Source organism: Thalassospira lucentensis (genome assembly GCF_032921865.1).
Taxonomy (GTDB): Bacteria; Pseudomonadota; Alphaproteobacteria; order Rhodospirillales; family Thalassospiraceae; genus Thalassospira; species Thalassospira lucentensis_A.
On sequence record NZ_CP136684.1, the window covers coordinates 1,083,658 to 1,093,573 of the forward strand.

Here is a 9,916-nt window from a genome sequence, read left to right on the forward strand (position 1 = left end):
CAGAACAGGATCAAACCTATGCCCGAAATCACCAACCAAAAGCAAGCATCACCCGTGATGCAGTGCAGCGTGATCAAAACGATCACCCACCCGCCAGATGACCAACCGGAATGGCCGTCTGGTTCTTGTATTCCTTCAGCACAAGGCTTGACTGCACATCACGCACATTGGGCATCGATAGCAGCTTGTGCGTCACGAAATCCCCGAAGCTTTCAATGTCGCGCGCCAGGGCCACCAGAAGGAAATCCTGCCGTCCGGTCATCGCCCAGCAGGACATGATCTGCGGCAGGTCGTTCATCGCCTTGGCGAAATCCTCTGCCCCTTCTTCGGTGTGGCGTTGCAGGCGGACCTGAATGGTTGCCAGCACGCCAAGCCCTGCCTTCTTGCGATCCAGCAACGCCACCGTCTGACGGATGATGCCCGATGCCTCAAGCTGCTTGACCCGGCGCAGGCAGGGCGAAGGCGACATGCCAACCTTTTCGGCCAGTTGCACATTGCTGATCGATGCGTCGCGCTGAAGGATTTGCAGGATTTTGATATCGGTTGGGCTCAACAGCATATCGGTCATTTTTCGCCCCGAAACTGGTTTATACGGTCACATCTGATCAACCATAACGCATTTTGACCACGACATCGCGCGAAAATGACATTTGAATTGATGTAAAATGGTCCGTGCAGAAAATCTCATCAGGGAGCAAACGAGGACCGTCATGGACCAGAACAAAAATCTGCGCGGCGATTACAGCCACATCAATGATGACTACACCGTGGCCCAGGACTGGGCATCCTATTCCGGGGCCGAACACGACCTCTGGCGCAAACTTTATGCCCGCCAGAAGGCGATCCTGCCGGGCTATGCCGCCCCCGATTACATCCGCAATCTTGAAAAACTTGATGCCGCCGATGGCATTCCGCATTTCGGCCGGGTCAGTGAAAAGCTTCATGCTGCCACCGGCTGGCACCTTATCGCCGTGCCGGGGCTGGTGCCCGATGATGTGTTTTTCGATCATCTTGCCAACCGGCGCTTTCCGGTGACCGTCTGGCTGCGCAAGCCAGAGGAAATCGACTATCTGGTCGAGCCCGACATCTTCCATGACTTCTTTGGTCATGTGCCGATGCTTTATGATCCGGTCTTTGCCGATTATCTGGCGGCTTATGGTGCCAAGGGGGACGAGGCCATTACCAAAGGCGGGCTCAAGAAACTCGCACGGATGTATTGGTACATGGTTGAGTTCGGCCTGATCATGACCGACCATGGATTGCGCGCCTATGGGGCGGGCATGCTGTCATCGCAAACGGAAACCATCTATTCCGTGTCTGATCCAACCCCCAACCGGGTGGCGTTTGATCTCGAACGGGTGATGGCAACCGACTATGCGATTGACGATTTCCAGAAAACCTATTTCGTGCTGACCGACTATCAGCAGCTTTTCGACGCGATGGATGCGGATTTTGCGGCCATCTATGACCGCCTCGCCCAGCGTCCGACCATCGATCCGTCGACCACGCTTGCCAGTGATCGGCTTTATCATGTCCACGGGGACGAGGATCACACGATTGCCATGCCATCGGGTGACCCGGCACAGCTTCGCCACGCCTGAGAAGGCGTTTGCTATTATGATATGAGAAATACGAAAAATCGGGTCGAACGGCATTTTTTGCCAAAAGACCCGATTTTTTGATTATTCACTAAAAATGAAAAATGCAGGCGATTGCCAAAAATAACTCAGCAATGGCTCATGGATTTATCGAGCGCCCGGTTAAGCTGCTCGATCACCACCATCGGGCTTGCATCCTTGCTGATAAAATCTGCCGCGCCAAGGGCATCGGCCTGGGCCCGCGTATCGGCATCATAATGGGCCGAGAAGAACAGAACCGGCACCTCGACCGCGTTCGGGAAGCGGCGGCGAATCTCGCAAAAGGCTTCAAACCCGCTCATACCGGGCATTTCAAGATCCAGAATAATCGCGCGCGGATAAAGACCGTCCAGTTGGTCGATCAGATCGTCGGCACAGTCAAACCCTGCCACGTCATACCCGGCACGGCGCAAAACGGTTTCAAGGGCCGCTTTGGCGCTGGGGCTGTCGTCGGCAAACGCAACCAGACCGTCATGTATCGGTCGGGGCGGCACGGCGCTGAGCGCATTCATGGATGGCAATACTCCGAGATTTGGGACAGCCCCAATCTGGCAGATGAAAATGTCAAATTGGTTAAACCCCGCATTTTTTCCCAGAAACCATCACAATCCGGCCAAAGTATAATGGCAGCGACACGCCATAATTATCCGTCCAGCAATCCCACCCTTGGCAGAAAACAACTATTTTTCAGGATGATAACGTTACGGAATACTGATGGATGGTCGGTATATTGACCTAAATAGGTATTTCCATGCCTATTTACGTAATTATGGGCGGGTGCTATAAACACCGCCATGTCGCAGATGCGATATGGAAACATTCTTTCGGGAATTCGGTACGATCCGGCGCAAGCCCGCGATCAAGGCCGAAGCTGCCCTCGCAACTGTAAATGCGCCGTTTTGGCGGTGCACAAGCCAGATACCGAAAGATGGCTCTGTTTCTGCCGGACCGGGCGGGGTGTACCGGGCGGAGGGAATCCGTTGTAAAATAGAATCGGCCCAGATCCGAAAAGATCCGACCGCGACCGGGAGAGAGCATGACAGACCCGTTAAAGCTGGCCTCAGAGTTTCCAGCCGCAGATTATGCGAGCTGGCGTCAACTGGCGGAAGCCGGCCTGAAAGGCGCATCCTTTGACAAGAAACTGGTCACAAGGATGCTTGACGGTTTCGCGATGCAGCCGCTTTACACCAACGACGATCAGGACGACGCAACCCGCCTGATCCATCAGGTCCTGTGTGCCACGGTCGATGCCAAGGATGCCGCCAGCGGCTGGGATATTCGACAGCTTCATGCCCATCCCGATCCCAAGTCGGTCAATGCCGCGATTCTCGACGATCTTGAAAATGGCGCAACGTCGGTTCTGTTGCGTCTGGATGCCGCCGCGCGCGCAGGCGCGGATGTTACATCAGGCGATGCTGGCATTGATGGCATTGCCATTCACTGCCTTGCCGATCTCGATGCCACACTTGACGATATCTATACCAACCTTGCGACCGTCGCGATCGATGCCAGTGCTGCCGCCATCCCGGCCGCCGCCATTCTGGCCGCGCGCCTTGAAAAGGATGCGGAAAACAGCACCGACGCGGATGACGATTTTGCAAGCGACGCCGCCCCAGCCTTTAACATCGATCCAATCGGCACATTGGCCGCAACAGGATGCCTTCCGGTTTCCGCCGATGATGCGATCAAACAGGCCGCCGATATTGCCGCCGATCTGATCGACCGTTTCCCGCATGCCACCGCCATCACCGTCAATGGCGCGCCGTTCTATAATGCCGGTGCGACCGATGGGCAGGAGCTTGCCTGCCTGCTGGCAGGTGGTGTCACCTATATGCGTGCCCTGACCGATACCGGCATGGTGATTGATCAGGCCGCGGGTGCGATTGCGTTTAATGTTGCGGTCGGCACCGATTTCTTTGCCGGGATTGCCAAGCTGCGCGCGCTTCGCCTGATGTGGAGCCGCGTTCTTTCGGCATCGGGTGTGGATGACGCCACCATCACGATCAATGCGGTATCGGCCGAAATGGCGCTGTCGAAGGTTGATCCGTGGGTCAATATGCTGCGCACTACCGTCACCAGCTTGAGCGCCGGTCTGGGCGGTGCTGATAGCGTTATCTGCCTGCCCTATGATCATCTGATCGGCCAGCCCGATGGCTTTGCGCGCCGCATTGCGCGCAATACCCAACTGATCCTGCAGGAAGAAAGTAACGTTCACCGTGTGATCGACCCCGCGGGCGGGTCATGGTTTATCGAAAATCTGACCCGCGAACTGGCATCCAATGCCTGGGGCCGGTTCCAGTCACTTGAAGCCAGGGGCGGCATTATCAAGGCCCTTGCCGATGGATCCCTGCAAAAAGAGATTGCGGAAATCTGGCAGGCCCGCGAAAGCCGCGTTGCCACCCGTCGAGATCCGCTGACCGGGGTGTCGGAATTCCCCAACATCACAGAGGCCAAAGTCACCTGCGATACGCCGGATCTGGCGACGATCCGCAAGGAGGCCAAAGCCCGCCAGACCGGATTTAAGGATGTAATCGGAAACAGCCTTGAGGGTCTGATCACGGCCGCCAAATCGGGGGCAACCATCGCACAGATGTATGAAGCCCTTTATGGCAAGGCAGCCGGCACCACCATCAGTCCGCTGCCAACCCATCGTCTTTCCGAAAGTTTCGAAACCCTGCGGGATCGTGCCGATGACCACAAAGCATCAACCGGCAAATTTCCGCAAATCTTTCTGGCCAATCTGGGCCCGGTTGCCAAGCACACCGCGCGCGCCATGTTTGCCCGAAACTTCTTCGAAGCTGGCGGGATCGAGGCGATCACCAATAACGGTTTTGCCGATGCCAGTGATACCGCCAAGGCATTTGGCGAAAGTGGTGCCAGGATCGCGGTGATTTGCGGATCGGACCCGCAATATGCCGACATGGCCGCCGATATTGCCCAAAACCTTAAACAGGCCGGGGCAACCCGCATTTACCTTGCCGGGCATCCCGGCGATGCCAGGGCCGATTACGAGGCGGCCGGTATCGATGATTTCATATTTATCGGGGCGGATGTTCTCGCGATCTGCGAGACGGCCCTGTCACATCTGGGGGTAAAATAACCATGACCCGGATTCCGGACTTTTCCGATCTGCCGCTGTTTGATGGCGCGACTTCCGGCCCGACCAGCCCGGCAATCACCACCCCCTGGACCACCCCCGAAGGCATCGATGTCAAAGCCGTCTTTGGCGCGGAAGATCTGGCGGGACTGGATCATTTAAACACCATGCCGGGCATGCCGCCTTTCCTGCGCGGTCCCTATCCAACCATGTATGTCCAGCAACCCTGGACGATCCGGCAATATGCCGGTTTTTCGACCGCCGAAGAATCCAACGCGTTTTATCGCCGCAACTTGGCGGCGGGCCAAAAGGGCCTGTCGATTGCCTTCGACCTTGCCACCCATCGCGGCTATGACAGCGACCACCCGCGTGTGACCGGCGATGTCGGCATGGCCGGTGTTGCGATTGACAGCATCTATGACATGCGGACCCTTTTTGATGGCATTCCGCTCGATCAGATGTCGGTCTCCATGACCATGAATGGCGCGGTTCTGCCGGTGATGGCGCTTTATATCGCGGCTGCCGAAGAACAGGGTGTGAAGCATGAACAGCTTTCGGGCACCATTCAGAATGACATTCTGAAGGAATTCATGGTCCGCAATACCTATATCTATCCGCCGAAACCCTCGATGCGGATCATTTCGGACATCTTTGCCTTTACCTCGCAAAACATGCCGAAATTCAATTCGATCTCGATTTCCGGCTACCACATGCAGGAAGCCGGGGCGACGGCGGACCTTGAACTGGCCTATACCCTTGCCGATGGCATCGAATATGCCCGTGCCGGGCAGGCTGCCGGGCTTCCGATTGATAAATTCGCGCCGCGTCTGTCGTTCTTCTGGGCGATTGGCATGAATTTCTTTATGGAAATCGCCAAAATGCGTGCGGCCCGCATGATCTGGGCCAAACTGATCAAACAGTTCGATCCACAGAGCCCCAAATCGCTGTCATTGCGGACACACAGCCAGACATCGGGCTGGTCACTGACAGCCCAGGATGTGTTTAACAACGTTATCCGCACCTGTGTCGAGGCGATGGCATCAACACAGGGCCACACGCAGTCGCTTCACACCAACGCCCTTGACGAGGCATTGGCCCTGCCGACCGATTTTTCGGCGCGCATTGCACGTAACACGCAGCTTTTCCTGCAACAGGAAAGCGGTACGACCAAGGTCATCGATCCGTGGGGCGGGTCCTATTATGTCGAACGCCTGACCCGTGATCTGGCGGAAAAGGCATGGGCCCATATCCTTGAGGTCGAAGAACAGGGCGGCATGGCCAAGGCGATTGAGGCCGGCATTCCCAAAATGCGCATCGAAGAAGCGGCTGCGCGCACACAGGCCCGCATCGATAGCGGCCGTCAGACACTGGTGGGCGTGAACAAATACCGTGCCACCGATGATCGTCCGGTCGATGTTTTGCAGGTCGACAATGCCGAGGTCCGCCGTCAGCAGATCGCCAAGCTGGAACGTCTGCGCGCCGAGCGCAACAATACGGATGTTGAAAGCGCCCTGACCGCCCTGACCAATGCCGCCGATCAGGGCAGCGGCAATCTTCTTGAACTTGCCGTGCAGGCCGCCCGGTCGAAATGCACGGTGGGCGAGATTTCCGACGCGCTTGAAAAGGTCTATGGCCGTCATCAGGCGGTGATCCGGTCGATTTCGGGGGTCTATAAAACCGAAGTCGGTGCTGGTAACGAGGCACTGGACAAGGTCGACCGGCTGGTAAACGAGTTCGAACAATCTGAGGGCCGCCGCCCGCGCATCCTGATTGCCAAGATGGGGCAGGACGGGCATGACCGCGGCCAGAAAGTCATCGCGACGGCCTTTGCCGATCTTGGCTTTGACGTCGATATCGGCCCGCTGTTCCAGACACCCGAAGAAGCCGCCCGACAGGCGGTTGAAAACGATGTCCATATCGTCGGCGCCAGTTCGCTTGCGGCTGGTCACCTGACACTCGTGCCGCAGCTTCGTGCAGAACTGGACAAGCTTGGCCGCGAAGACATCATGATCGTTGCCGGTGGCGTTATCCCGCCGCAGGATTTTGACAAACTTTACGAAGCCGGGGCCGAAGCGATCTTTCCGCCCGGAACCGTGATTGCCGAAGCGGCCTGTGACCTGTTAGAAAAGCTGAAGGAATCAACGTCCGAGGAAGCAGCCTGATTGTGAAGGCGAGATCGTGACAGAAACTGCGCCAAAGAGTGCGCCCCAAAATGCGCCGGAAACGCTGCGCACCATATCGGGTGGTCCCAAGGGCCAGCCCCGCAAAACGGTGCGCAGACGGGTTCTTTCAACCGACGAGATTGTCGATGGCATTCTGGCCGGTGACCGCACCATTCTGTCACGCGCGATCACGCTGGTCGAAAGCCGCAATGCCAGACATTTTGATCAGGCGCAGGATGTTCTTTCGCGCCTGATGCCCCATACCGGCGGATCACAGCGGATCGGCATTACCGGCGTGCCCGGTGTCGGCAAATCCACCTTTATCGAGGCATTTGGCAAAAACCTGACCAAGGCCGGGAAAAAGGTCGCCGTGCTGGCGGTTGATCCGACCAGTGCGCGGTCAGGTGGTTCGATCCTGGGTGATAAGACCCGGATGAACGAACTTTCGATCGATCCGAATGCCTATATCCGCCCATCACCCAGCAGCGGCTATCTGGGCGGGGTCAATCGCATGACCCGCGAAACCATTTTGCTGTGCGAGGCCGCCGGTTTTGACGTGGTCCTGGTCGAAACTGTCGGGGCCGGTCAAAGCGAAACCATGGTCGCCCAGATGACCGATTTCTTTCTGGTTCTGATGCTGCCCGGTGCCGGGGATGAATTGCAGGGGATCAAGAAAGGCGTTCTTGAAATCGCCGATCTGATCGCGGTCAACAAGGCCGATGCCGACCCGGCCAAGGCCCGCGAAGCCAAACGCGAATATTCATCCGCCCTTCGTATCCTGCAACCCAGCAGCCATCATTGGCGCCCGCAATCGATCATGGTTTCCGCCCTGATCAATGACGGGCTTGATCAGGTCTGGGATCTGATCAACCAGCACCGCACGATCATGGAAAACGAAGGCGAGTTCGCCGCCAAACGGGCGCGTCAGCAACGTGACTGGATGTGGACCATGTTGCGCGACCGGTTGCTTGAAACCTTTACCGCCCGCCAAGATGTTGCCGGTCGGCTCAAAGCCCTTGAAGCCGACGTGCTGGCCGGATCAACCAATCCGACCGCCGCGGTCGAGGAAATGCTTGGATTGATCAAGTCCCCACAAAAATAAAGGCCGCACAGAAGTGCGACCTTTGATTGGATAGCCCATCGCAGCAGGTCTTATTTCTTTTCGCCAGCCGCTTCGAGTTTTGCCTTGAGAACCTTAAGCTTTTCGACGGCTTCATTGATTTCAGTATCAAGATGCGCAAGGTCTTCACGTTTGTCACGCGGCATGGCTTCAATCTCGTTCAAAGCTTTTTCGATGATATAAAGCAAATTCTGTCCTCCATTATTGGCTGCCGGTTATATGACAGCTCGAAATCTCTTTGTCTCAAGCAGGCCGTAATTCGGCCTGTCATAATCGCTGCCGTCATAGCCCGGTTTGCCGTTGGCCCCCATGATCCTGATCAACAGTCTGGTCAAGCCGGATCAACGGCTTATGGGTAGCGCACCCTTTTTAGTGCGCACCAATGAGCCGCCCGGATCGTATGCCAGACCCGCAGGTTATTCTACCCAAAACAGGGGTAAAGAAACAGGGATCAAGAGGCTATTTGTTGAAAAAGCAGACCGGAAACTAGCCGTTGGTGGCAGGCTGTTCGAGTTTGTCTTTGAGGATTTTAAGATTTTGCGCGGTTGATTTCATCACCGTTTCAAGGCGCGACAGTTTTTCACGGGCATCGCGCGATACGGCTTCAACTTCGTCCAGCGCACTTTCGATAATATACAGCATTTCCACACTCTCCTGCCCGGACCATCAAAGGCCGGGTCGTTTTATTGTGATTGACCAATTGAAGGTGGGCGGGAAATTCGCTGAAACATTGTCGGAAATAAGCCAAATTGGCCTTAATTCGCCGATCCTGTTGTTCACAGGGCAAGCCTGATCTGTGATTTTTGACCGGCATGATGTTGCGGTTTGTGTTAAAAGCCGCGCACTCAATTTCATTTAACGGGATAATTCGCAAATGACGCATCTGGTGCTTGCACCAATGGAAGGACTGGTCGACTGGCGCGTTCGGCAATTGCTGAGTGCGACGGGCGGGTTTGACCTGTGCGTGACCGAATTTATCCGTGTGTCGCAAAACCTGTTTCCGGCCCACGTGTTTTACCGTTATTGCCCCGAACTGCTTCAGGGTGGCAAAACCGCATCGGGCACGCCGGTTCTGGTGCAGTTGATGGGACATGATCCCGAATTGATGGGCGAAAATGCCGCCTTTGCCGCGTCCCTTGGCGCACCGGGGATCGATATCAATTTCGGCTGTCCGTCCAAGACGGTGAATAAACGCGAAGCCGGTGCATCGCTTTTGAAATGCCCCGACAACCTGTTCAACATTGTTTCCGCCGTTCGCCGTGCGGTTCCCGATCATATCCCGGTCAGTGCAAAAATCCGTCTTGGTTATGCCGACAAGGAACTGTTTCTGGACAATTCGCGTGCGGTCGAGGCCGCCGGTGCGCAGCACCTGACAGTGCATGCACGCACCAAGCTTGAAGGATATAAACCGCCCGCACATTGGGAATATCTGGCGCGCATCCGCGACGCCATTTCAATCCCGATGACGGCCAACGGCGAAATCTGGACGGTCGCGGATTACGCGAAATGCCGGGATATTTCCGGTTGCACGTCCTTCATGCTGGGCCGCGGCGCCATTGCCGCCCCCGACATCGCCAATCGCATCAAGGCGTCTGAAGCGGGCCAGAACCTTGAAAAACAAAGCTGGTCCGATGTCCTGACGATGCTTTTGACCTATATCGATCTTATGAGTGCCGATGACACCACCGAAAACCATCAGGCAGGGCGCATCAAGCAATGGGTGGCGATGATCCGCAAGGGGCATGAACAGGCCGCCGATTGCTTTGACGAGATCAAGCGCATTCGCGACATTCACGAGCTTCGCGCCAAACTGACCATGGATCGCGACAATCCGGATAATCAGCGGAAAAATGTTCCAATTGCCGCCGAATAGCCGGAAAATATGGAACAATAAAAGAAA

The 9,916-nt window shown here is 56.2% G+C and carries 9 protein-coding genes and 1 riboswitch; of the genes, 5 read left to right on the forward strand and 4 right to left on the reverse strand.

From position 1 onward, the window contains the following. Positions 1 to 82 precede the first annotated feature (82 nt). Positions 83 to 568 carry an Lrp/AsnC family transcriptional regulator gene (locus tag R1T41_RS05630; protein WP_317340511.1) on the reverse strand — a complete coding sequence of 162 codons (486 nt, stop codon included), beginning with the start codon at positions 566 to 568 and terminating at the stop codon, positions 83 to 85. 142 nt (positions 569 to 710) lie between these two features. Between R1T41_RS05630 and phhA the strand changes: the two genes are divergently transcribed. Beyond that, complete coding sequence (gene phhA / locus R1T41_RS05635) at positions 711 to 1,601, forward strand: phenylalanine 4-monooxygenase (protein ID WP_317340513.1); 891 nt, start codon at positions 711 to 713, stop codon at positions 1,599 to 1,601. Positions 1,602 to 1,726: 125 nt separating this feature from the next. Here the strand turns inward: phhA and R1T41_RS05640 are convergent, their stop codons facing one another. Next, positions 1,727 to 2,149: a response regulator gene (locus tag R1T41_RS05640; RefSeq protein ID WP_037986992.1), complete on the reverse strand. Its 423-nt coding sequence runs from the start codon at positions 2,147 to 2,149 to the stop codon at positions 1,727 to 1,729. Between the two features lie 313 nt (positions 2,150 to 2,462). Continuing rightward, positions 2,463 to 2,561: riboswitch (cobalamin riboswitch) on the forward strand. A 112-nt stretch (positions 2,562 to 2,673) separates the two neighbouring features. On the opposite strand from R1T41_RS05640, the gene R1T41_RS05645 reads away from it, so the two are divergent. From R1T41_RS05645 to meaB, 3 genes are read left to right on the forward strand one after another with little or no spacing between them, the layout of a single operon-like run. Further along, on the forward strand, positions 2,674 to 4,737 hold the full coding sequence (locus R1T41_RS05645) for a methylmalonyl-CoA mutase family protein (protein WP_317340515.1): 2,064 nt from the start codon (positions 2,674 to 2,676) through the stop codon (positions 4,735 to 4,737). A 2-nt stretch (positions 4,738 to 4,739) separates the two neighbouring features. After that, entirely contained in the window at positions 4,740 to 6,896 is a 2,157-nt protein-coding gene (gene scpA, locus R1T41_RS05650; RefSeq protein ID WP_317340517.1) for a methylmalonyl-CoA mutase, read from the forward strand. 16 nt (positions 6,897 to 6,912) lie between these two features. Continuing rightward, positions 6,913 to 7,998: a methylmalonyl Co-A mutase-associated GTPase MeaB gene (gene meaB / locus R1T41_RS05655; protein ID WP_097051573.1), complete on the forward strand. Its 1,086-nt coding sequence runs from the start codon at positions 6,913 to 6,915 to the stop codon at positions 7,996 to 7,998. 50 nt (positions 7,999 to 8,048) lie between these two features. On the opposite strand, the gene R1T41_RS05660 is transcribed toward meaB, so the two are convergent. Both R1T41_RS05660 and R1T41_RS05665 read right to left on the reverse strand, forming a co-directional pair. Next, positions 8,049 to 8,204: a hypothetical protein gene (locus R1T41_RS05660; protein ID WP_156484587.1), complete on the reverse strand. Its 156-nt coding sequence runs from the start codon at positions 8,202 to 8,204 to the stop codon at positions 8,049 to 8,051. 298 nt (positions 8,205 to 8,502) lie between these two features. Then, positions 8,503 to 8,658, reverse strand: coding sequence for a hypothetical protein (locus tag R1T41_RS05665; RefSeq protein WP_156484586.1), 156 nt, complete (start codon positions 8,656 to 8,658; stop codon positions 8,503 to 8,505). Positions 8,659 to 8,890: 232 nt separating this feature from the next. Between R1T41_RS05665 and R1T41_RS05670 the strand changes: the two genes are divergently transcribed. Continuing rightward, entirely contained in the window at positions 8,891 to 9,889 is a 999-nt protein-coding gene (locus tag R1T41_RS05670) for a tRNA dihydrouridine synthase (protein ID WP_317340519.1), read from the forward strand. The last annotated feature ends 27 nt before the right edge of the window (positions 9,890 to 9,916 follow it).